This is a genomic window from Jeongeupia sp. HS-3, assembly GCF_015140455.1.
Taxonomy (GTDB): Bacteria; Pseudomonadota; Gammaproteobacteria; order Burkholderiales; family Chitinibacteraceae; genus Jeongeupia.
Window position 1 is genome coordinate 1118953 of sequence record NZ_AP024094.1, and the last position, 23795, is coordinate 1142747.

The 23795-nt window shown below is 59.8% G+C and carries 15 protein-coding genes; 10 read left to right on the forward strand and 5 right to left on the reverse strand.

Going from position 1 to position 23795, the window contains the following annotated elements; genetic code table 11:
- Positions 1 to 126: 126 nt before the first annotated feature.
- Together cysS and JLC71_RS05255 are read left to right on the forward strand one after the other, a co-directional pair.
- A complete protein-coding gene (cysS, locus tag JLC71_RS05250; protein ID WP_200917715.1) occupies positions 127 to 1506 on the forward strand; it encodes a cysteine--tRNA ligase in 1380 nt (459 codons plus the stop codon).
- Between the two features lie 107 nt (positions 1507 to 1613).
- A complete protein-coding gene (locus JLC71_RS05255) occupies positions 1614 to 1979 on the forward strand; it encodes a hypothetical protein (RefSeq protein WP_200917716.1) in 366 nt (121 codons plus the stop codon).
- 24 nt (positions 1980 to 2003) lie between these two features.
- Here JLC71_RS05255 and JLC71_RS05260 read toward each other — a convergent pair whose 3' ends face one another.
- Positions 2004 to 2396: a hypothetical protein gene (locus JLC71_RS05260; protein ID WP_200917717.1), complete on the reverse strand. Its 393-nt coding sequence runs from the start codon at positions 2394 to 2396 to the stop codon at positions 2004 to 2006.
- 294 nt (positions 2397 to 2690) lie between these two features.
- Here JLC71_RS05260 and JLC71_RS05265 point away from each other — a divergent pair, with 294 nt between their 5' ends.
- Together JLC71_RS05265 and adhE are read left to right on the forward strand one after the other, a co-directional pair.
- Positions 2691 to 3257: a hypothetical protein gene (locus tag JLC71_RS05265; RefSeq protein WP_200917718.1), complete on the forward strand. Its 567-nt coding sequence runs from the start codon at positions 2691 to 2693 to the stop codon at positions 3255 to 3257.
- Between the two features lie 379 nt (positions 3258 to 3636).
- Positions 3637 to 6264, forward strand: coding sequence for a bifunctional acetaldehyde-CoA/alcohol dehydrogenase (gene adhE, locus JLC71_RS05270; protein WP_200917719.1), 2628 nt, complete (start codon positions 3637 to 3639; stop codon positions 6262 to 6264).
- A gap of 61 nt (positions 6265 to 6325) precedes the next feature.
- On the opposite strand, the gene JLC71_RS05275 is transcribed toward adhE, so the two are convergent.
- Positions 6326 to 7423 carry a P-loop NTPase family protein gene (locus tag JLC71_RS05275; RefSeq protein ID WP_200917720.1) on the reverse strand — a complete coding sequence of 366 codons (1098 nt, stop codon included), beginning with the start codon at positions 7421 to 7423 and terminating at the stop codon, positions 6326 to 6328.
- A gap of 246 nt (positions 7424 to 7669) precedes the next feature.
- Here JLC71_RS05275 and JLC71_RS05280 point away from each other — a divergent pair, with 246 nt between their 5' ends.
- The 3 genes from JLC71_RS05280 (at position 7670) to ulaA (ending at position 9771) form a co-directional block, all read left to right on the forward strand.
- Complete coding sequence (locus JLC71_RS05280) at positions 7670 to 8119, forward strand: PTS sugar transporter subunit IIA (RefSeq protein ID WP_200917721.1); 450 nt, start codon at positions 7670 to 7672, stop codon at positions 8117 to 8119.
- Between the two features lie 33 nt (positions 8120 to 8152).
- Positions 8153 to 8419, forward strand: a complete 267-nt coding sequence (locus JLC71_RS05285; RefSeq protein WP_200917722.1) for a PTS sugar transporter subunit IIB — start codon at positions 8153 to 8155, stop codon at positions 8417 to 8419.
- A 95-nt stretch (positions 8420 to 8514) separates the two neighbouring features.
- Positions 8515 to 9771, forward strand: coding sequence for a PTS ascorbate transporter subunit IIC (gene ulaA, locus JLC71_RS05290; RefSeq protein ID WP_200917723.1), 1257 nt, complete (start codon positions 8515 to 8517; stop codon positions 9769 to 9771).
- Positions 9772 to 9971: 200 nt separating this feature from the next.
- Here the strand turns inward: ulaA and JLC71_RS05295 are convergent, their stop codons facing one another.
- Positions 9972 to 11882, reverse strand: coding sequence for an ATP-binding cassette domain-containing protein (locus tag JLC71_RS05295; protein WP_200917724.1), 1911 nt, complete (start codon positions 11880 to 11882; stop codon positions 9972 to 9974).
- 57 nt (positions 11883 to 11939) lie between these two features.
- Entirely contained in the window at positions 11940 to 14189 is a 2250-nt protein-coding gene (locus tag JLC71_RS05300) for a DUF1631 family protein (protein WP_200917725.1), read from the reverse strand.
- 227 nt (positions 14190 to 14416) lie between these two features.
- Here JLC71_RS05300 and JLC71_RS05305 point away from each other — a divergent pair, with 227 nt between their 5' ends.
- From JLC71_RS05305 to lysS, 3 genes are all read left to right on the forward strand, one after another.
- Entirely contained in the window at positions 14417 to 19162 is a 4746-nt protein-coding gene (locus tag JLC71_RS05305) for an NAD-glutamate dehydrogenase (protein ID WP_200917726.1), read from the forward strand.
- A 153-nt stretch (positions 19163 to 19315) separates the two neighbouring features.
- Positions 19316 to 20419: a peptide chain release factor 2 gene (prfB, locus tag JLC71_RS05310; protein ID WP_200918269.1), complete on the forward strand. Its 1104-nt coding sequence runs from the start codon at positions 19316 to 19318 to the stop codon at positions 20417 to 20419.
- Positions 20420 to 20478: 59 nt separating this feature from the next.
- Entirely contained in the window at positions 20479 to 21981 is a 1503-nt protein-coding gene (gene lysS / locus JLC71_RS05315; protein ID WP_200917727.1) for a lysine--tRNA ligase, read from the forward strand.
- Positions 21982 to 22092: 111 nt separating this feature from the next.
- Here lysS and JLC71_RS05320 read toward each other — a convergent pair whose 3' ends face one another.
- Positions 22093 to 23712, reverse strand: a complete 1620-nt coding sequence (locus JLC71_RS05320) for a methyl-accepting chemotaxis protein (RefSeq protein ID WP_200917728.1) — start codon at positions 23710 to 23712, stop codon at positions 22093 to 22095.
- Positions 23713 to 23795 lie beyond the last annotated feature (83 nt).

The following is a 23795-nucleotide window of genomic DNA, read 5'->3' on the forward strand; positions in this document are numbered from 1 at the left end:
GCGGTCGCAACCCCTCATCGGCACCGTGTGTCACCAGTGCGAACAAGCGCTAATGAAAACGTCCGCATTAGAGAGCTTGGCGCAGTCTGTTAGAATCACTTTTTTGCCCCACCTTACGCACTCACCATGCTCAGCCTCTACAACACCCTCGCACGCGAGAAGCAAGTCTTCACCCCCATCCATGCCGGCAAGGTCAACATGTACGTCTGCGGCATGACGGTGTACGACTACTGTCATCTCGGTCATGCGCGGGTGATGGTGGCGTTCGATATGGTGGCGCGCTGGTTGCGTGCTTCGGGTTACGACGTCAATTACGTGCGCAACATCACCGACATTGACGACAAGATCATCAAGCGCGCGCTTGAAAACGGTGAGTCGATCAATGCGCTGACCGAGCGCTTTATCCAGGCCATGGATGAAGACGCCGCTGCACTGGGCGTGCAAAAGCCCGACCACGAACCCCGCGCGACCGAATTCGTCGGCGAGATGCACCAGCTGATCGAAAAACTCATTGCCAACGGCCTTGCCTATCCAGCGCCGAATGGCGACGTGTACTACGCGGTGCGCAAGTTCGATGGCTACGGCAAGTTGTCCGGCAAGAGCCTGGAAGACCTGCGCGCCGGCGAGCGCGTCGATGTCGACATCAACAAGCAGGATCCGCTCGACTTCGTGCTGTGGAAAGCGGCCAAGATCGATGAGCCGCAGGACGCCAAGTGGGCGTCGCCCTGGGGCGAGGGACGGCCGGGCTGGCACATCGAATGTTCGGCGATGAGCTGCCACCACCTTGGCTCGCATTTCGACATTCATGGCGGCGGCGCCGATCTGCAGTTCCCGCACCATGAGAACGAGATCGCCCAGTCTGAAGGTGCCAGTGGCCACGCCTACGTGAACTACTGGATGCATAACGGCTTTATTCGCATCGACAACGAAAAGATGTCGAAGAGCCTAGGCAACTTCTTCACCATCCGCGAAGTGCTGCAGAAATACGACGCCGAAGTGGTGCGCTTCTTCATGCTGCGCGCGCATTACCGCAGCCCGCTCAATTATTCGGACGCGCACCTGGATGATGCCAAGAGCGCACTGACCCGACTCTACACCACATTGAAAAGCGTGGCGCCGGCCGAGGTGACGATCGACTGGCAAGCCGGCCATGCGGCACGTTTCAAGGCCGCGATGGACGACGACTTCAATACCGCCGAAGCGATCGCGGTACTGTTCGAGCTGGCGCATGAAGCTAACCGAGCACAATCATCGCAGCTTGCCGGCGAACTCAAAGCCCTGTCGAGCGTGCTTGGCCTGCTGGAGCGCGAGCCGCAAGCCTTCTTGCAAGGAGGTGATGGCAATGGTGAATGGACTGCCGAGAAGATCGAAGCAGCAATTGCGGCACGAAAAGCGGCGCGTGTTGCCAAGAACTGGGCCGAATCCGACCGTTTGCGTGACGAGCTGGCCGCGGCAGGCGTCGTGATCGAGGATGGCCCGCAGGGAACCAGTTGGCGCCGCCAGTAGCGTATTGCGAAGCCCACGAAAAACGGCCTCATCGAGGCCGTTTTCTTTCCTGTATCCGCTCTCCTACAATGAGTTTGGATATTTTGTGACTAGCGACCCATCCGATCATGCGCCATCCAGACGACCGCCAGACCGCAGAACTACCCGGCCTCCCCACCACCAAGAAGCGGGGCCGCCCCTCCATCGGCGCCAAGGCGATGACCTCGGCCGAACGCAAACGGCGCAGCCGCTTCAACCAGCTGCAGCGCGCGCTGCAAAGCAAGGACGTGGCCAATACGCAGATTCCGGCCCAGCTGAACGCCGTGGTCGACGAATCAACCCGCCGTTATCTGGTGGCCGCTGCGCGTGAGCAGGGCACGACCGTAGGCAAGTTGGTCGACCAATTAGTGGCGGCGGAACGGCATCGCCAGGAAGAGGCCAAACGCCCGGCTTTCGAGCTGGTGCAGCCGAGCGCTCCCGCTACCCGGCGCTGAGCCGGCATCAGGCCGGGCCGACGGTCAGTCCTGCTTCTGGCCCTGTACGGACATTTCGACATACGAGACAAAGAACTGGGCCGGCTCGACGCTGTCATCCCCCAGGGTCCAAGCATCTTCCATCGTATTGTTGTCGGTGGAGGCCTTGAGCCAAAGCTCGGCCAGGCGTTTCTCGCTCAACTTGTGCTGGCGGCCGTAAGCGATGGCGTCCTGCTTGGCTGTGCGGTAGCAAGGGATTGCCTTGACGGCGAATGCCTTGCTGGCCGGATCGATGGTGGCGGGGATTGCCCGCAGGCAGGTCACGAATGCCTGCGTCACCGGGCCGTCCGAGGTTGGCACCGACGCGGCGAAACCCAGCGTGGTCACGTGGGCAGCGACGAGTGCCGTCGCGCTCTTGAGGATGTTTCGGTTTTTCATGGCCGAAGCATAACGTCACGGGCAATCGCTTGTGAATGGATTAGCGCTCGGGTGTGTGATCTTGGCTGCCGAGCTGGGTCGCGCCGGCATCCACGGCGTAAGTTCCGCAGCGGCAAATAAGTCACCTGAATTCGGCTTCCTGCGCGAGGCCGAAGCCGGTTTACCCCTCACGTAGTGTTAGGCGGCGATGCAAGCGTAGCGCTGCACGAAGAGGAGCGCAGCGATCCGCCAACACATACTTTCCCTTCCAGTCAGAAATTTTTTATGCGAATCTCTCCCGCTCAAGGGGGAGTTATGCGAATCATTCTGGTGGCTTGTTGCGTTGCTGGCGTTCTTTACGGGGTTTACAGTCTTTTACTGCTTGACGAGCAGAAGAGGGCAGTACAACTTGGCGCCGATCGCGCCTTGAAGCAGATAGAGCCAGCCAAGCAGCGACTTGATCCGACTTCGCCGATCACCGAAACCGAACCGGTTACCGCTTCACGTGATGTCGATTTCTACAAGTGCCTTGACTCATCGGGCCGCGTTCAGTATCAGCAAGAGCCATGCGCTGCTGGTACGCGCTCGGTTAAGCCCCGAGCTGTTTCGCTGATCACCGTCGAGAGCAATCACTCAGCCCCGGCCATTGGCACCCCACAGATTCAGCCAGTTGCCCAGGTGCAAGATAATTCCGCCGTCGTGTCATCGATCACGCATGACACATCCTCGCGGGAAAGCCGCGACAGCCCGGTTTGCGCCCAGCTTTTGCGGAATAAAGAGTGGATTCTGAGCGCTCAGCGCCATAACTCTACCGAGTCATTGCGTAGAGCCTTCCAAGACAACAGAAAGGCTCTCAGCGACAACAAATGCCCGGCGGCCTGATTACGGGAAAATCTTTGGCATTTTGAATGTGCGTCGTGCGCTCATTGTTGTTTTCTCCCAACATTAAAAAACCCCCGACAAGCGGGGGCTTTCATGTTCGTGTCGGGCTCGGATTTTCCGCCGCATTCGCAGAATGATCCATAAAGCTTTACATAATATACATTATGCGAAATAACGTTAACTTTACGCTTGCGCCTTGATGCCGGTCAGATTTATTGTGCTGCCAAGGGATTACTCTGACGGTGAACCTATCGGCACCGTACCTGCCTTAATTGAGATCTTGGCGCTTAAGCCCCTCTGATCCACAGCAGGCAAGATTGCCCCCAATGTCGTTACCAAAAACGACGGCATTACTTCTTCAAAACCAAGGAGATCACCCATGGCTGTTACTTCGGTGCAAGAACTCGACGCACTGGTAGCGCGCGTCAAAAAAGCGCAGCAACTTTTTGCGACCTACACCCAGGAACAAGTAGACGCGATTTTCCGCAGCGCCGCGCTGGCTGCCGCCGATGCCCGCCTTCCACTGGCCAAGCTGGCCGTTTCCGAAACCGGCATGGGTGTGCTTGAAGATAAGGTCATCAAGAACCATTTCGCCTCCGAATACATCTACAACGCGTATCGCGACGAGAAAACCTGCGGGATCCTGTCGACCGACGACGCCTTCGGCACGATCACGATCGCCGAGCCGATCGGCATCATCTGCGGCATCGTGCCAACGACGAACCCGACGTCGACCGCGATCTTCAAGGCGCTGATTTCGCTGAAGACCCGCAACGGCATCATCTTCAGCCCGCACCCGCGCGCCAAGGATTCGACCAACGCCGCAGCTCGCCTTGTGCTTGAAGCTGCCGTGGCTGCTGGTGCGCCGCGCGATATCATCGGCTGGATCGATGCGCCGAGCGTCGAGCTGTCCAACCATCTGATGAAGCACCCTGACATCAACCTGATTCTGGCGACCGGCGGCCCGGGCATGGTGAAAGCCGCCTACTCGTCGGGCAAACCGGCCATTGGCGTCGGCGCCGGCAACACCCCGGTCGTGGTCGATGAAACCGCCGACATCAAGCGCATGGTCGCATCGATCCTGATGTCCAAGACCTTCGATAACGGTGTGGTCTGTGCATCCGAGCAAGCCGTCATCATCGTCGATGAAGTGTACGAAGCCGCAAAAGAGCGCTTCTCCAAGAACGGCGGCCACATCCTCAGCAAGAAAGACGCTGAGGCGGTTCGCAAGGTCATCCTGATCAATGGCGGCCTTAATGCGAACATCGTTGGCCAGTCGGCGGTCAAGATCGCCGAAATGGCCGGCGTCAAGGTTCCGCCGTACACCAAGGTGCTGATTGGCGAAGTCACCTCGGTCGGTGAAGAAGAAGCCTTTGCGCACGAAAAACTCAGCCCGGTTCTGGGCATGTACCGCGCCAAGGATTTCTACGATGCAGTGACCAAGGCCGAAGCGCTGGTGGCGCTGGGCGGGATTGGCCACACCTCCTCGCTCTACACCAATCAGGACCTGCAGGGCGAGCGCATCAACTACTTCGGCGACAAGATGAAGACCGCACGGATCCTCATCAACACGCCGTCGTCGCAAGGTGGCATCGGCGACCTCTACAACTTCAAACTCGCGCCGTCGCTGACGCTGGGTTGCGGCTCCTGGGGCGGTAATTCGATCTCCGAGAACGTTGGTCCGAAGCATCTGATCAACAAAAAAACCGTCGCGAAGAGGGCCGAAAACATGTTGTGGCACAAACTGCCTAAGAGCATCTATTTCCGTCGCGGTTGCCTGTCGATCGCGCTGGAAGAACTCAGCAACAAGAAGCGCGCCGCCATCGTTACCGGCCACTACCTCTTCAACCACGGCTTCTGCGACGAGACCATCCGCATCCTCAAGCAGATGGGCCTTGAAGTCGAAGTCTTCTACGACGTGCCAGCAGATCCGACCCTCGAAGTCGTTCGCAAGGGCGTCGCGCTGCTGAACAGCTTCAAGCCGGACGTCATCATCGCGCTCGGCGGCGGCAGCCCGATGGATGCAGCCAAGATCATGTGGGTGATGTACGAGCACCCGGATGTCCACTTCGAAGAACTGGCCCTGCGCTTCATGGATATTCGCAAGCGCATCTACAAGTTCCCGAAAATGGGCGTCAAGGCAGAGCTGGTCGCCATCCCGACCACCTCGGGCACCGGCTCGGAAGTCACGCCGTTCGCCGTCGTGACCGACGAAAAAACCGGCATGAAGTATCCGATCGCCGATTACGAGCTCACCCCGAACATGGCCATCATCGATGCCAACCTGGTGATGGACATGCCGCAAAGCCTGACCGCTTTCGGTGGCATCGACGCGGTGACCCACGCGCTTGAAGCCTATGCTTCGGTGATGGCGACCGAGTACTCGGATCCGCAAGCACTGCAAGCGCTGAAACTGCTGAAGCAGTACCTGCCCTCCTCGTACAAGAACGGCGCCAACGATCCGAAGGCCCGCGAGCAGGTGCACAACGCCGCAACGATCGCCGGCATGTCGTTTGCCAACGCCTTCCTCGGCGTCTGCCACTCGATGGCGCACAAGCTGGGTGCCGAGTTCCATCTGGCCCACGGTCTGGCCAACGCGCTGCTGATCTCGAACGTGATCCGCTACAACTCGGCCGACATCCCGACCAAGCAGACCGCGTTCAGCCAGTACGACCGCCCGATCGGCAAGTGCCGTTACGCCGATATCGCCGAGTACCTCGACCTACCGGGCAAGAACGACGACCAGAAGGTTGAAGCGCTGATTGCGTGGGTCGACGAACTGAAGGCGACGCTGGACATCCCGATGTCGATTCAGGCTGCAGGCGTACCGGAGAAGGACTTCCTCGCCAAGCTCGACACCCTTGCCGAAGAAGCGTTCGACGACCAGTGCACCGGCGCCAACCCGCGCTATCCGCTGATCTCTGAACTCAAGCAACTGCTGCTGGACAGCTACTACGGTCGCCCGTACGTTGAATCGTACGAGCGCGAAGAAGCCAAGGCCAAGTAAGTCCCGGCCAGAGAAAAAGCCCCGCCAGGTCCGGCGGGGCTTTTTTATGCTCTGGATTTCGCTAGACCGAGAGCGCCAGCGCCAGATGCGGATCGATGATCACGAAGCGACCTTCCCCACGCTGGCCCAAAACCCGATTGCGAACCAGCTTTTTCAGACTACTTTGGACTTGCGATGATGACACCGCTGCGGCGCCAGTCTGCATTGCCAGGTAATCCCTGAACGCATTGCCATATAGCCGATCGACGCCCTTGGCGATTTCAACCAGCAACAGTCGATCAAGCCGGCTCATATCCTCCCACGACAGCGCCGAAACCCGGTGTCGCTGCAGCCTGAGTTGCTGCTGCTGCAAAGCCTCCACCGTGGTGCGCTGCGGATTGAGCACCAGGTCCTCGATCAAGGCCCGCTGATAGTACGGAATACGCTGCAAGCGGTTAAACGCATCGAGCATCCCCCCTTCGTCGACCTGCCCCCAGGTAATCCCCTCATACGGACTACTGACCTTGGCGAATGCCCGCTCGTCTTCACGCTGACCCTGGGTGCGCAACTGATACTGGCTCACCAGATGGCGAACAAAACCAACGCCGATGTCGGGCAGCTGCAGCACGCTGCTTTGTTGCTGCAGCAGCAAGGGAATCGCATGGGCTTCGTTGCTGATGCTCGCAGTCATTACCAGCTTGGCCCGCCCGGCGATCCCGGCGAAGGCCTGCAGGATGTCGCGCAACATCGCGTCACCATTCGCCTGGCGCAATACGAGATCCACGTCGTCGATCAACAGTAGCGAACGGCGCTTCTCCTCACGCAGCTGCGAGAGCTCTTTGGCCAGACGCTCGGCCAGCGTCTGCTTCGCCTTCGGGGCTTGGCCGGTCAGCGAGGCGAACTGACGGGCGAGCCACTTCTCACCGGCGGCAAAGTCGGCCAAAAGCTCGACCAGTTGACGCAGTAGCGCCTTGGGCGAAATCGCGTCGCAGGCGAAATAGCGCACCCGCCAGCCCTGCTGTTCCGCCAGCGGGATCAGGTCGTATTGCAAGAACTCGCTCTTCCCCATCTGCCCGGCCGCAGCCAGCGTCACCGACTGCGCCAGCCCGGCATGAAGCGTGTTCAGCAACGCATTGGCTAATTCGGTACGGGGGTAGTGCCAACCCTGAGACGATGACATCAACATGATCCAGTCGTATGCATATGCATATGCATACGCACATAATTATGCATCAATAGCCATACAAGCATCATCCGAGAATATTAACGCCATCAAAGTCGGTATTTATAAGGTGATATCGCTTGCGGCATTGCCGCAACATCCAGCCAGGATGAATACCCTAATATTGGTAATTGTTCGATTTCGGCGTTCTTGAGCGGGGCGCAGCATGCTGACAAGCATCACCAACCCGCAAGGAAACCGTCCATGTTGCAAGACATTCTCCCGGTAGAGAGCATTCGCTTCGCCGATCGCTTCGATGACTGGCGCGACGCTGTCCGTGCCGCGTGCCAACCCCTGCTTGAGCGAGGCGCCATCGAACCGGCCTATATCGATGCCATCATCGAAAACGTCGAGAAAATCGGCCCCTACATCGTGATTGCCCCCGACGTCGCAATTCCGCACGCCCGGCCCGAGGCCGGCGCCAAGGCGATCGCTATGTCGCTACTCAAGGTCAGCGAACCGGTCGCGTTCAGCGACGACCCGGAACACCAGGCCCGGCTGTTGTTCGCCTTCTCGGCGACCGACTCGCATAGCCATCAGCGCGCACTCAAGCAGTTGGCGCACTGGATCATGGACGAGGCCAAGTTCGCCGAACTTCAGGCGGCGACATCGCCCGAAGTGATCGCAGCGTTGATCGCCAGCCTAGGCGACTAAGCCCCCTCTTACCGCTTGAACAAGGACTCCATCATGAAAATCCTCATCGTTTGTGGCAATGGTCTCGGCAGCAGCCTGATGCTGGAAATGGCCGTCAAGGAAGTGCTGCGGGATCTCGGCAGCGATGCCGAAGTGGCGCACACCGACCTTTTTTCCTCACGCGGCGAAACGGCAGATTTATTCCTCGGCTCGCGCGAGATCATCGACAACCTTGACGACGGCACCCGGACGGTCGCGTCGCTGAAAAACATCATGGACAAGGCCGAGATCAAATCGGTGCTGGTACCGCATCTGTCCTAAGAATTTGCGGGCTGTCGCGAGCGACGCCGCAGCGTAAAGATTCGAAGCCCGTATGCCGACCCAGCGGTCGGCCTCACCACCCGTAGAGGTGCACCATGATTCAATTCCTGCTCGATATTCTCTCCGACCCCGCAGTACTGATCGGCATCTTCGCCCTGGCCGGTCTGCTGCTGCAGAAAGCCAAAGTTTCCGACGTCGTCGGCGGCACCATCAAGACCATCCTCGGTTTCGTCATCCTCGGTGCTGGTGCGCAGATTCTGGTCGGTTCGCTCGATAACTTCCGGCAGATTTTCGATCACGCCTTTGATCTGAAAGGTACGATCCCGAACAACGAAGCCATCGTTGCCCTCGCAATGAAGCAGTTCGGCACCTACACCGCCTACGTGATGATCCTGGGCATGGGCGTCAACCTGCTGCTGGCACGGATCACGCCGCTGAAGTACATCTTTCTCACCGGGCATCACACGCTGTTCATGGCCTGCCTGCTGGTTGCGGTGCTGTCGGCTGGCGGCATGGGCGGCATTGCGCTGGTCCTGAGCGGTGGCGCGCTGCTCGGCATGCTGATGGTCGTCATGCCGGCCTTGGCGCAGCCGTTCACCCGCAAGATCACCGGCAACAACAGCTTCGCACTCGGCCACTTCGGCACCATCGGCTATCTGTCGGCCGCGCTCGTTGGCAAGGCCTTTGGCAAGGGCGGCCGCAGCACCGAAGACATCAAGGTGCCGGATTCGCTGCGCTTCCTGCGCGACACGTCGATTTCGATGGCGCTGACGATGGGCATCCTCTACATCATCGTCTCGCTGTTTGCCGGGCCGGCCTTCATCGAAAGCACGCTGTCTGACGGTGTGAACTTCCTCGTCTTCGCGATCAAACAGGCGCTGGTGTTCTCGGCAGGCGTCTACATCATCCTCGCCGGCGTGCGGCTGCTGATCTCGGAAATCGTCCCCGCGTTCAAGGGCATTTCCGACAAGCTGATTCCGAATGCCAAACCGGCACTCGATTGCCCGGCGGTGTTCCCGTTCGCACCGAATGCGGTGGTCATCGGCTTCATGTGCAGCTTTCTGGGCGGGCTGATGGCGATGTTCATCACACCGGCGCTCGGTCTGGCGGTGATCGTTCCTGGGCTGATTCCGCACTTCTTTACCGGCTCGACCGCAGGCATCTACGGTAACGCCACCGGTGGCCTGCGCGGCGCGGTCGTTGGCTCTTTCGTCAATGGCCTGCTGATCAGCTTCCTGCCAGCCATTCTGCTCAACAGCCTCGGCGCGCTTGGTTTTGCCGGCACCACCTTTGGCGATACCGACTTCGGCATCGTCGGCATCGTGCTCTCGGTCTTCCTCGGCCGATTCTGAACACCTGTCGCGGGTGCGACAGCGAACAAAAGGTAGCTCGCGGGCTCCCTTTTGTTCGCTCATTCAAGCCCCTTCCCTGTAGACCAGCAAACTGCGACTGGCGGCGCCTATTTCTCAACCACAACACCGACTGTTAATTGCACGAACGAAATAGAAAAAGCCCCGCATTCGCGGGGCTGATTGCCGAATCGAAGGCTAGCCTAGTTCGCGGCGAAGGCTTCCAATGCCTCATTGGCGGTCAGCCACTCCATCTCCAGCTCGTCGATTTCGCCCTTGATCACGGCTTCACGCCGCACAAGCGCCTGCAGCTCTTCCTTGCGATTCGCGTCGTACAAACCGGCATCCTGCAATGTCACTGCCAGCTCGGCCAGTTCGGCCTGCTTGGGCGACAATGCGTTATCGATTTTTTTCAGCCGCTGTTCCAAGGGCTTGCGCTGCTTTGCCAACGCCTGCCGTGCTTCCGCCTCGGCACGTTTTTGCGCCTTGCGATCCACGCCAGAGCTCGATGAGGCCAAGCCATCAGACTTCGATGAACCGTCACCCTGGCGTTTTTCCTGACTGTAGCGAGTGTAATCATCCAGATCGCCATCGAACGGCCGCACCCTGCCCGCTTCGATCAGCCAGAAATCGTCTACCGTTGCCCGCAGCAAATGCCGATCGTGCGACACCAGAATGATCGCACCTTCAAAATCGGTCAGCGCCCGAGTCAGGGCCTGGCGCATTTCGATATCAAGGTGGTTGGTCGGTTCATCGAGCAGCAGCAGGTTAGGCTTCTGCCAGATCAGCAGCGCCAGCGCCAGCCGCGCTTTTTCGCCACCGGAGAATGGCGCCACCGGGCTGGACGCCATCGGACCACGGAAGTCGAATCCGCCCAAGAAGTTGCGCAATTCCTGCTCGCGCGTGTTCGGCGCCAGCTTTTGCAGGTGCCACAGCGGCGATTCATCCAGCCGCAAGTGCTCGAGCTGATGCTGGGCGAAGTAACCGACCTTCAAACCCTTGCCTTCGTGTCGCTCGCCAGCGAGCAGCGCCAGATCGCCAACCAGCGTTTTGATCAGCGTCGATTTGCCGGCGCCGTTAACGCCCAGAAGACCGATCCGGGCTTCTTTTTGCAGACTGAGGTTCAACTCGGACAGCGTCGACTTGCCCAGTGCATAGCCGGCCTCACCGTCTTCGATACGCAACAAGGGATTCGGGCTCGAATCGGGCTCCCGGAACGAGAAGGTGAACGGTGAATCGACGTGCGCAGCGGCGATGACTTCCATCCGCTCCAACGCCTTGACGCGGCTTTGCGCCTGCTTCGCCTTGCTCGCCTTGGCCTTGAAGCGGGTAATGAACGACTCAAGGTGGGCAATTTCGCGCTGCTGCTTACCGAAGGCCTGCTGCTGCTGCGACAACTTTTCGGCGCGCTGCGCTTCAAAATCACCGTAGTTACCGGTATAGAGATCAAGCTTGCCTTGATCCACATGCAGGATGCTGCCGACAGTAGCATCGAGAAAATCGCGATCGTGAGAAATAACCAGCAGCATGCCCTGATAGCTGCGCAACCAGTTTTCCAGCCAGACCACGGTTTCGAGATCCAGGTGGTTGGTCGGCTCATCCAGCAGCAGCAAATCGGAACGGCACATCAGCGCCTGCGCCAGGTTCAGCCGCATCCGCCAGCCGCCGGAAAAATCGGCGACCGAATGCTGCATTTCCTCGGTAGAAAACCCAAGACCGGCGAGCAGCTTGGCCGCGCGAGCGCGAGCGGTGTAGCCATCGATCGCCTCATAGCGCGACAGCAGCTCGGCATGGTGCACACCATCGTCGTGATCAAGCGCCAGCTCTTTTTCAAGCGCGCTCAGCTCGGCATCGCCATGCAGCACATAATCGAGTGCGGGCTCGGCCAGCGCGGGCGTCTCCTGCGCGACATGGCCAATGGCCAGGCGAGGAGGAAGCTCCAGATCGCCGCCATCAAGGTGCAGCTCACCGCGAATCAAGGCAAAGAAAGAGGACTTGCCGGCGCCATTGGGGCCAACAACACCCGCTTTTTGCCCCGGGTTAATCGTCAGGTCAGCCTGGTTAAGCAGGACTTTGAGGCCACGTCGCAACGTGGCGGATTTGAGTCGAATCATGGCCGCAGTTTACCAGACCTCGGCGAGCCAAGATCGTAAGGACGACCGCTTTACAACTCAGACCGCCAGCGCCTCACGCAACTGGGCGAAGGCGTCTTCGGTGACGCCATCGCCGAGCTTGAGGCGACTCAGCACGCCGGAGGCCAGATACGCCTCGATTTCGTGACGCATCAGCGTCAAACCCTTGTCACCGCGACTGGTCAGGAGAAAACGGGTGCCTTGCGGGCTGATCCAGCTGACGCGTAAACGCCGTGGCAGCGCATCGCCCTCGCGCCATTCGACCCACTCGCCGCGCTCGGGCACCTGGGATTGTGGTTCAAGCGCTGCGCTTGAGGCCACGTTCGGTGCACTGGCATCGCCCCCAAACGGCTCAGCCATCAGCACCGACGGTGCCTCCGCGCCAAGCTGTGACATCGCCTCCTGCACGGGCGCAACCACCCCCTCTTGCGCCACGACGGGCTCAACCGTCGGAATGCTTGCACCAACAACCGGCACAGCCAGCGCGGCGGGTGTGGCTTGCACCTGCAAGGCCAGCTTCAAACCTTGGCGAATGGCACCGGCGTGCAACTGCACCAGCTCGGAGAAAAAAGACTTGCGTGTAGCGTCACCGACACCGATTTCGCGAATCCCCGCCTCCAGCTTGCTCAGCAGCGCAGGCAAGGTGTTCACAAGCTGCAGGCGGTCTTCCGGCCTGACTTTCGGCGCGACACTCCAGAGCAGCTGATCAATCACGGCAAGCCGCTCGACAAATAGCGACGCGGCCTCCCCTTCGACACCGTAGGCAGCCACCAAGGCCGCACGCCAATGCTCTTGCACAAAGGCGATCACGACCGGCGGGTGTTCGGTACTCAGCTTTTGCTCGATCAGCGCCTGCGCGGTTGCATTGGCCAGCTCGCTGATCTCGCCGGCAAGCAAGGCATCGGCCTGATCGCTGATTGCAGCGTCGATGACCGCACGCTCTGCGTCCAGCCACTGATCAAGGGCATCCAGCGCCGACTGGAATACCGCAGTATCGTCGGTAAAGGAGCGGGCGACGTCGGCGATGACTTCGACGAATTTGCAAAGCTGCGGATCATCGGCCGCAGGCTCCCCCTGCCACTCCAGCCCGGCGTCGGCCAAACGGTCGATAAGGCGCCGCGCGGGGTGCGCCTTGTCACTAAAGAAGCGGGTATCCAGCATCGCCGCCTTGAGCGCCGGCACTTGCAGTCGCGCCAGCAACCCTTTGGCCGCATTGGAAAGACGGTCATCCTCGAACAGCCGATCAAAGAGCAAGGCCACCAGTTCGACCGTCATGGTATCGAGCCGGTCGAGCTCTTGCGTCCAGCGGCTGCCGCGCAGCAGCGCCAGCAGGTTCTCCGGATGCAGCGACATATCCTGAACACTGCCCAACGCATCTTGCTGCAGGTGATCGAGGAAATTAAACCAATCCGGCCGCAGCGCCCGCTGGGGTTGCGGCGTGTCCGAACTGAAAAGCTGGTTCAGATGCGTGACCAGCTCGGGCCGCAGCATCGATGCCAATGCGCTTTCGCCCCCGGCGCCTTGCCCACCTGTCATACCGTCCTGCGCAGCAAGGCCGGACACGCCAGCCTGATGTGCTTGACTCGGTGTACTGCGTGAACCAGCGCGACGCGCGATCGCCGGCAAGGGTACGTTCTGCTGAATCAGATATTGATTCAGTTGCTGATACACCCCGGCGACCCGGCCCGACAACTCGACCTCGAAGGTACGCAACGCCACCAGACGCGCGGCCAAGCCGCTATCCAGTTGCTGGCAGGCAGTCAAAAATGCTTCGCAGATGACTTTCGGGCTAAGCGGGCTGAACGAATTGCCGTTGTCGTGGCTGTCGCGATGGTCCGGCAATAGCGAGGCCAGTCTTTGCTCAAGATGGGTCAGCGTCTCGCCGCTTTTTTGCTGCAAGGCATTCGAAATACTGCTCAGGGTGAGCGACGTTTCGTATTCTTCATTTGCCACCAGCGAGAGCGCGTCGGGCGTCAGATTAACCTGGTAAAAAGCGCTTTCGCCGCGTGCGCCCCGCGGCTGCAAACTGGCCTCGAAACTGGCCAGAAATTGCTGCTTGAAGGCGGCGACAATGGCGTCTTTCTTGGTTCTCGCCTCGACCCTGGCGTCGAAATACTGATCACGCAGGCTACGTTCGGTCGTAGTTTCCGCCAACTGGAAGAAGGTCTCCTCCAGTCCCTGAAAGAAGTCATCCAGCGACTCGGTCAGCATACCCAGCGCAAGATCGCGACAAGCGATCAGCGTCCCCGTTTGCGGGCTACCTGGGGTTCGAGTGAGTACGGTTTGCATGAGGTAGCCGGGGAGTCACTTGATATATTAGTTTATGGTAATGTTTGGCGAATTCACCGGTCAACCCGACCACCGGCGGCCGGGCGGCAATGAGACACCGCGCCATGTTTTCACCCTATCCAGTCTTTACAACTAGGGAAAACAAGCCTGAGGAAAACCCTGTCTGGCAAGGGTATGGGGGCGGGTATAGAGTCAAGTCAGCTTCAACGATGCAGAGACAGGCCGACATGACTTTTTCCGTTCCCCGCCCGCAGCTGGACGCACTCTCTCAAGCCCGCGAACCCCTCGGTGACAACGTCAAATCGCTATTCGCACGCTACTACGCGAATTTGCCCAGCGAGGACTTCGATGCCAGGGACGCCGAAAACTGGGTCGGTGCCGCGTTGTCACACTGGCGCTTTGGTGCCCGTCGCGCGCCCGGTGAGTTGCTACTGCGCGCGGACAACCCCACGCTGATCGAGCATGGCTGGGAGTGCAAACACACAGTGATCGAGCTGGTTGCCGACGACATGCCCTTTCTGGTCGACACGGTCAGCATGGCGATCAATCGCCTCGGTTATGGCGTGCATCTGGTGGTGCATCCGGTCTTGCATGTGCAGCGCGATGCGGCCGGCCAAGTGGTCGATTTGGGCGACGACGGTCCGCGCGAATCGTGGATGCATTTTGAAATCGATCGCATCACCCGTCCCGAGGCACTGGCCGAGCTGGATGAGGAAATCCGCCGGGTATTGAATGTACTTTCGGTGGCCGTGGCCGACTGGCCCAAAATGACCGAGCACATCGATGCGACGCTGGCGCAATTGCACAGCGCCCCGCCCCCGGTGGCCGCAACCGAATTATCCGAAACCGTCGCCTATCTTGAATGGCTGCGTGACGATCATTTCATTTTTCTGGGTTGCCGCGATTACCGGATCAATGAAGAACACGGCGACGGTAATATGTGGATCACGCCCGGCTCTGGCCTTGGCATGCTGCGCGATGACGGCGTGGGCGGCCCATCGCGCACCTGGGCTTCGTTGACACCGGAACTTCGCCAGATTGCCTATCGCCCCGATACCCTGCTGATCCTGACCAAGGCCGATACCCGTTCGGTGGTACACCGCCCGGTTTATCTGGACATGATCTGCCTCAAGCAGATCGATGCCGGCGGCAAGGTCGTTGGCGAACTGCGCATCCTCGGCCTGTACACCGCCAGCGCCTACAGCACGCCATCGCGGCAAATCCCGATTCTGCGCGACAAAATCGCCCGTGCGATCACGCTATCCGGTGCAGATGTCGAAGGGCATCGCGGCAAGGCGCTGCTGAATGTTCTGGATACCTATCCACGTGAAGAACTGATCGAAACCGATGTCGAAGCCCTGTCTCGCATCGCCAGCGGCATTGTCGGTCTGCAAGAGCGCAATCGCACCCGCGTCTTTTTCCGCGAAGACATTTATCACCGCTATATATCGGCCATGCTCTATGTGCCGCGCGACAACTACACCACCGAAGTACGCGTCAAAGTACAGCAACTACTGATCGATCGCCTTGGCGGCGACGGCGGCGAATTCAATGTCCTGCTGTCAGATAGCCCGCTGGCACGCATCCACTTCATCACCCACATCCCGCATGGTGCCCACCCGCAGTACGACGCCCGGGCCATTGAGGCCGAGATCGCCGAGATTGCCCTGCGCTGGCCGGATGAGCTGCGCCGGCAACTGCTCATGCATGGCGGTGAAGAGCAAGGCGCCGTTCGCTACCAACGTTATGCCAACGCCTTCTCGGCAGCCTATTGTGCCGACTACCCGCCCCGCGTGGCGGTGCATGATATCGACGCGCTTGAAACCGCGCTTGAAACCGGCGAGCTCGCCACGGCCATCGTTCCTGGCAGTCAGGCCGATACCCGTTTGTGGCGACTGAAGCTGTATCGCAATACGCCGATCGAGCTCTCCGATTGCTTGCCGCTACTGGAGAACCTGGGCGTGCGCGTGCAGGACGAGCGCCCCTACAAGCTGTCCTTCAGCGATAACGCGGCGGCATGGATCATCGATATCGGCATCCAGCTGCCGCAAAGCGGCATGCTCGAAAACCCGCAAGCACGCAGCCGTTTGCTGGATGCGTTCGAGGCCGTCTTCGCGGGGCGCAGCGAAAACGACACGTTCAACCGGCTGGTGCTGCAGGCGGGCCTGGCCTGGCGTGATGTATTGGTGCTGCGCGCCTACGCCAGGTATCTGAAGCAAATCGGCCTGCACTTCAGCCAGGACACGCTAGCGGCCACGCTGCTGCGCTTCCCGCTTCAGGCCGGGCAACTGGTCGAGCTGTTCCACGCCCTGCTACAACCGTCCGCGAGCAATACGCACGAAGCGGAGGCACTGGGTAAAACGCTGGCCAAATTCGCCACCGACCAACCCAATGCCGACGACGAAAAGATGCTGTCGCAGTTTCGAGCCGCCATCGAAGCAACGGTGCGAACCAACTTCTGGCAGCAAAACGCCGCCGGCAACCCCAAACCCTACGTCTCGTTCAAGATCGCTTCGGCGCAGATACCGGACATGCCGCAGCCGGTGCCGCTATTCGAAATCTTCGTCTACGCCAATGATATGGAAGGCGTACACCTGCGCGGCGGCAAAGTAGCCCGTGGCGGCCTGCGCTGGTCCGATCGGCGCGAAGACTTCCGCACCGAGGTACTGGGGCTGGTCAAGGCGCAGATCGTCAAAAACACCGTTATCGTACCGGTAGGCTCCAAAGGGGGGTTTATCGTCAAGAACCCGCCGACCGAGCGCGAAGCCTTCCTCGCCAAGGGTGTTGAGTGCTACCAGACGCTGATTCGCGGCATGCTGGACATCACCGACAACCTCGTCAACGGCAAGCTCGTACCGCCGCCGAATGTAACCCGCCGGGATGAGGATGACCCCTATCTCGTCGTCGCCGCCGACAAGGGCACGGCAACCTTTTCCGACACCGCCAACGCCCTCTCGCAGGAATACGGCTTCTGGCTCGATGACGCTTTCGCCTCCGGCGGCTCGGTCGGTTACGACCACAAGAAGATGGGCATTACCGCCCGCGGCGCCTGGGTGTCGGTCGAGCGCCACTTCCGCGAGATGGGCATCAATGTCGCGACGGATCCGATCACGATCGCCGGCATCGGTGACATGTCGGGCGACGTGTTCGGCAATGGCCTGCTGCGCTCGACCGCAGTCAAGCTCGTCGCCGCATTCGATCACCGGCATATATTCATTGATCCGAACCCGGATCCCGCACTGTCGTACAAGGAACGCGAGCGGCTATTCACCCTGCCCCGCTCCAGCTGGGCAGATTACGATGCGAAACTGATCTCGCGGGGTGGCGGGCTGTGGCCGCGCAACGCCAAGACGATTCCGCTCTCTGCCGAGATGAAAGCGCTACTGCAGGTCGAGGACGACGAGCTCGAACCGAACCTGCTGATCCAGGCCATTCTCAAGGCGCCGGTCGATCTGCTTTACAACGGTGGCATCGGCACCTATGTAAAGGCGAGCACGCAAACGCACGCCGAAGCCAATGATCGCGGCAGCGATGCGGTGCGCGTTGACGGGCGCGAGCTGCGCTGCAAAGTGGTCGGCGAAGGCGGCAATCTGGGCTTTACCCAGCTGGGGCGCATCGAATACGGCCTGTCTGGCGGGCGGATATTCACCGATGCGATCGACAACTCGGCCGGCGTCGATTGCTCCGATCATGAAGTCAATATCAAGATTTTCCTCAATCGCATCGTCGCCAGCGGCGACATGACGCTAAAACAGCGCAACCAGCTCCTTGCCGAAATGACCGACGAGGTAGGCCATCTGGTACTGGAAGACAACCGGCTGCAAACACAGGCGATTTCGCTCGAACGGATGCAGGCCCCCTCCTTGCTGCCGGTACACCAGCGCTTCATGCAGGCCATGGAACATCAGGGCAAGCTGTCGCGCCGGCTGGAATACCTGCCGAGCGACAGTCTGCTGATCGAGCGACAACAAGCCAAGCTGGGTTTGACCCGACCGGAACTGGCGGTACTGCTGGCCTATGCCAAGATCGTTCTCAAACAGCAACTGCTCACCAGTCAACTGCCAGACGATGCGCGCTGGAACACGCTGCTCACCGCGTACTTCCCGAGTGCGCTGGTGGCGCGCTACGGCGATCGCGTCGCCGAACATCCGCTGCGCCGCGAAATCGTCGCCACCTTGCTGACCAACCATGTAGTCAACCGCTACGGCATCAGCTGCGTCTTCCGCCTGGCCGAAGAGGTAGAACGCCCAGCCGATGCAGTGGTCGCGGCGCTGATCGATGCGCAGCAATTGCTGGGTATCGAAGCGCTGACCAAGGAAATCGAATCCGCTCAGGGCATGTCGATTACCGAGCAATACGAGCTGCTGTCGTCGGTGCGTCGGCAAACCGAGCGCGTCGCGCGCTGGCTGTTGCAGCACCCGCTCAACCCTGCGGAACTCGAACATCTCGGCACCTGCGCCGAACTGTGCCTGCCCAGACTGCCGGAATGGCTGGCCGAAAGCGGCGATGTCCAGGCGCGCCGGGAAATCTGGCTCAACGCAGGCGTGCCGGGCGCGCTGGCCAACAAGGTATTGGCGGTCGAACACGCGATGCCGTTTATCGAGCTGGCGCGCAGTGCCGGCGACACCGATACGCTGGCCGAGCGCATGAAGCTCTTTCTCGCCCTTGGGCAGACGCTGGAACTCGACTGGCTGGTTACCGCGATCGAAAAGCTGCCGCGCGACAATCGCTGGCAGACGCTGGCCCGCCTGGCTGCACGCGACGATTTGCAGCGCTTGCACGCCACGCTCACCGAACGGATCTGGCTGCGCCCGCAAGATGATGCCGATGCCAAGCTTGTCGCCTGGCAAGCCGACGTATCCGGGCCTTTGGGGCAATGGCTGCGCATGCTCGGCGAGCTGCGCGAAAGCCAGCCGGATCTGGCGATGATCTCGGCGGCGCAGCGCGAGCTGCGTGGCAGACTGATCACCTGAAGACCTTGATGGCGTAAAAAAGCGGCGTAGCGATACGCCGCTTTTTTCTGGCCACGCCCTTGGCAAATTGGCCCCAACCGGACGTCAAGCATTACCCCGATCCGGCTTGGCAATCCGGTATAATGCGCGGTTTTCCGACCGACATAGACCGTGATGGAAGCCGAACAGCTCAACCAGATCGACAATCACCTCGCAGACTTGGCCAACCGCGCCGAGGAGCTGAAACGTTATCTTGACTACCCGGGTAAACGTGACCGGCTCGAGGAGGTTGTCCGCCTCTCCGAAGACCCGGACATCTGGAACGACCAGAAGAAAGCCCAGGATATCGGCCGCGAACGCAAAGCACTCGAAGATGTCGTTGTCGTGCTCGACGATGTCGCCAATGGCGCCGCCGATGCCAAGGAGTTGTTCGACATGGCGCGCGGCGAAAGCGATTTCGACACCTGCGCCGCGATCAATGACGACGCACAGGCGCTCGAAACCAAAATCGCCAAGCTCGAATTCCGCCGGATGTTCAGCAATCCGATGGATCCGAACGCCTGCTTTATCGACATCCAGTCGGGCGCGGGCGGCACCGAGGCTCAGGACTGGGCCGGCATGCTGCTGCGGATGTATATCCGCTACGGCGAGCGCAAGGGCTTCAATGTCGAAGTGATGGAAGTGTCCGACGGCGAAGTCGCCGGCATCACCAGCGCAACGATCAAGCTCACCGGCGAATACGCCTATGGCTTCTTGCGCACCGAAACCGGCGTGCATCGCCTGGTGCGGGTGTCGCCGTTCGATTCGAACGCTCGCCGCCACACCTCGTTCTGCTCGGTCTTCGTTTACCCGGAAGTCGATGACAGCTTTGAGATCGAGATCAATCCGGCCGACGTGCGTACCGATACCTATCGCGCCTCGGGCGCTGGTGGTCAGCACATCAACAAGACCGACTCGGCCGTTCGCCTGACCCACGCGCCGACCGGCATTGTCGTGCAGTGCCAGAACGATCGTTCGCAGCACCGCAACCGCGACGAAGCCTGGTCGATGCTGCGCGCCAAGCTGTACGAGCTTGAACTGCGCAAGCGCATGGAAGCGCAGCAATCGCTGGAAGCCGGCAAGGCCGATATCGGCTGGGGCCACCAGATTCGCTCCTACGTGTTCGACCAGAGCCGAATCAAGGATCTGCGCACCAGCTATGAAGTCGGCAACCTCAAGGGCGTGATGGATGGTGACCTCGATGGCTTTATCGAGGCCAGCCTGAAGCAAGGCGTCTAAGTTTGTGATTTGACCGGAGCAGGCCACCCTGCTCCGTTTTGCATCTGATGGAACCTAGAATGAGCGAACAGCAAGCAGTCCCGCAGGACGAAAACCAGATCATGGCCGAGCGTCGCGCCAAGCTTGGCGCATTGCGCGAACAAGGCCCGGCCTTCCCGAACGATTTCAAACGCGAACATTTGTCCGGCGATCTGCACGCCAAGTACGGCGAAATCGAGAAAGAAGAGCTCGAAGCACAGAATATTTCGGTCAGCGTTGCCGGCCGCATGATGCTCAAGCGCGTCATGGGCAAGGCGAGCTTTGCCACGGTGCAAGACGTTGCAGGCCGCATCCAGTTCTACGTCAGCCGCGACAGCGTCGGCGAAGACGTCTACGCCGCATTCAAGAAATGGGACCTGGGTGACATCATCGCCGCCCGCGGCACGCTGATGAAAACCAAGACCGGCGAGCTATCGGTGCAAGTCACCGAACTGCGCCTCTTGACCAAGAGCCTGCGGCCGCTGCCAAGCGATTATTACGGCCTGGCCGACCAGGAGCTGAAGTACCGCCAGCGCTATGTTGACCTGATCATCAACGAACAAAGCCGCACCACCTTCATCAACCGCTCGCGCATTGTGCAAAAAATCCGCGAATACATGGTGAACGAGTCCTACCTCGAAGTCGAAACGCCGATGATGCACCCGATTCCGGGCGGCGCCACGGCCAAGCCGTTCACGACGCATCACAATGCACTCGATATGCCGCTGTTCCTGCGCGTGGCGCCGGAGCTGTACCTGAAGCGTCTGGTCGTCGGCGGCATCGAACGTGTGTTCGAAGTGAACCGCAACTTCCGCAACGAAGGGATGAGCACGCGCCACAATCCCGAATTCACGATGATGGAGTTCTACGAGGCCTACGCCGACTACCAGCGCATGATGGACATAACCGAAGGCGTCATCCGTTACGCGGCCAAGGAAGTCATCGGCCATACCGTGATCGAGTACCAGGGCAAGCCGGTTGATCTATCCAAGCCGTTTGCGCGCTTCACCATCGCCGGCGCCATCCAGCGCTACAACCCGCAATACACCGCCGAGCAACTGCACGACCGCGCCTTCCTCAAGGCCGAGCTGGCCCGTCTGGGCGCCAAGCCGGTACTGACCGACGGCATCGGCGGCCTGCAGCTGTCGCTGTTCGATGAAACCACCGAAGAAAAGCTCTGGGAGCCAACCTTCATCATCGATTACCCGGCCGAAGTATCGCCACTGGCACGCGCCAACGATAACGATGCAGGCATTACCGAACGCTTCGAGTTGTTCATGGTGGGCCGCGAGCACGCCAATGGTTACTCGGAGTTGAACGACCCGGAAGACCAGGCAGCGCGCTTCCAGGCACAAGTTGACCTGAAAGACCGGGGTGACGACGAAGCCATGCATTTCGACGCCGATTACATCCGTGCGCTCGAGTATGGCCTGCCACCGACCGGCGGCTGCGGCATTGGCATTGACCGTCTGGTCATGCTGCTAACCAATGCGCCAAGCATTCGCGATGTGATTTTGTTCCCGCAAATGCGCCGCGAAGATTGACACGCATTTGATCGCTCCAAATAAATAAAGCCGGCATTGCCGGCTTTATTTATTTCTGTGCCGTACGCAAGCCCGGGCAAAAGCAGAACAACCGCCTTTGCCCGGCATACATTAAATACGGTATTGCGATGTTTCCCGTTGCATATTACTGGCCAACTCGCCAAGTTGTTTGGCTGAGCTATTGGTTTGCTCGGCAATCGCGCTATTTTCTTCGGTCATCTGTGCAATCCGCTCAACCTGCTGAGCGATATTCGAGCTGGCCAATGATTGTTCACGCAGCGCCGCCGAAATATCGTTGACCATATGCACGGTTTGCTCCGCCTTGCCGCCAATCTGATCGATCACCTCGCGCGCCGCATCTGCCTGCGCCACGCCGGATTTAACCAATTCAACCGCCTGATTCATCCCCGCGACCGAGCGTTGCGCGCGCTCGCCTACCGTTTCAATGATTTTTGAAATCTCCGCGGTCGAATTGGCGGTGCGCTCGGCCAGCTTGCGAACCTCATCGGCGACAACGGCAAAACCACGCCCCTGTTCACCGGCGCGGGCCGCCTCGATGGCCGCATTCAACGCCAGCAGATTGGTCTGATCCGCAACATCGCGAATCACGCCAATCACCGACGAGATCTGCTGAGTTTGCTGCTCGAGCTCGCTCAAACGCGCAGCCGCCTCGCCCACGCCATCGGCGATCTGATTAATCTCGTGCACGGTACGGCCGATCACTTCGCCCCCCTGCAGCGCCAGCTGGCCGGATTCACGCGCCAAATTCTGCGCCTCACCGGCGCGATCGGAGACGTGGCTGATGCTGACGGTCATTTCTTCGACCGACGAGGCCATGCTCGCGGTGGCATCGCTCTGGTAGTTGGCGCTCTTGGCGACTTGCCCCGACGCATCCGACAACTCGCTCGCCGCGCCAGACACCTCACCGGCACCGCGCTGCAACTGCCCCAAACTACTCTGCACCTTGTCCATCAGCCGATTGAAGGCGGTAATCGCTTCACCCACTTCGCCCTTGCCATCGGTCTTGGCACGACGCTTGAAGTCGAGATCCTGCTCAACCCCACGAATGGCGTCACGCATACCATTCAGTGGCGTCACGATGGCACGATAGCTGATCCAGCCGAATGCACCGGCGCCAAGCAAGCCGACCAGCAAACAGAGGGTGGACTGGAGAACTGCGCTCTTGAATGTTTCACCGGCAGCCCTGTCCTGCTCGACCGACCATTCCTCGCTGTACTTGACATGCGCATCCAGCGCAGCGGCGACGCGTTGCGAGTCCGCGTAGCTTTTCGTCAGCAGCTCGTTCGCTTCGTCACGCTGCGCCAGCCGTGACAGCGCCAGTGCCTTGTCCTGAATCTGCATGAAGTTGCGGAAGCTTTCGCGATCCTCGGCCAGCAGGCTGGCGTCCTTCGAATCACCGGCGGTGAGGACATTTTTTTCGTAGTCACTGAACGACTGCGCAATTTTTTCCTTGTAACTGCCGATGCGTTTTTCAAGCTCGGCCTGATCTTGCGTGCTTGCCGAATTAAGGTGGCGAAAGGTGGTGACCCGCATCCGTTGAAAGGAAATGTTCGCTTCGTTCAAATAACGCAAACTGGGAATGACGTTACCGTTGATCTCGTCAACATGGCTGTCGAGCCGATTCAGCTGATAGATCCCCAGACCGGAAAGCAAAGCCAGCGCTACAGCAAAGGCGGCAATCAGCGTAATTAATCGTGTTTTGACTGTCATGGGGCACTCGCAAGGAACAAGCTACTTTGAAGGCTTGGTGTTTTATTGAGGCAAGCTATGTGTAATTGTTTTTGCCCGCGCGT